The sequence below is a fragment of the Flavobacterium sp. LMO6 genome (assembly GCF_009495795.1).
GTDB lineage: Bacteria > Bacteroidota > Bacteroidia > Flavobacteriales > Flavobacteriaceae > Flavobacterium.
The window spans coordinates 1-206 of record NZ_WIBH01000131.1 but is presented as its reverse complement, the minus strand read 5'-3'; the positions used below and the strand labels follow the sequence as shown (position 1 = coordinate 206).

Annotated in this window: 1 protein-coding gene; it reads left to right on the top strand. The window is 66.0% G+C overall.

Features of this window, described 5'->3' with window-relative positions; translation table 11 throughout:
* On the top strand, positions 1-206 hold a 206-nt coding region (locus GFJ99_RS13440; protein WP_305069023.1), incomplete at both ends, for a glucoamylase family protein.

Sequence of the window (206 nt, the reverse complement as noted above, 5' to 3'; positions counted from 1 at the left end):
CACATCTATAATGAGGGCATGCTGGTGCTGCTGCTGGCCATCGGCAGCCCGACCCATCCGGCCCCGGCCTCGGTCTGGGATGAGTGGTGCCGCGCCTACGACATGAGCTGGGCTGATCGCTGGGGCCCGCCCCACCTGGCCTTCCCGCCGCTGTTCGGCCACCAATACAGTCACATGTTCATCGATTTCCGCGGCATCCGCGACGC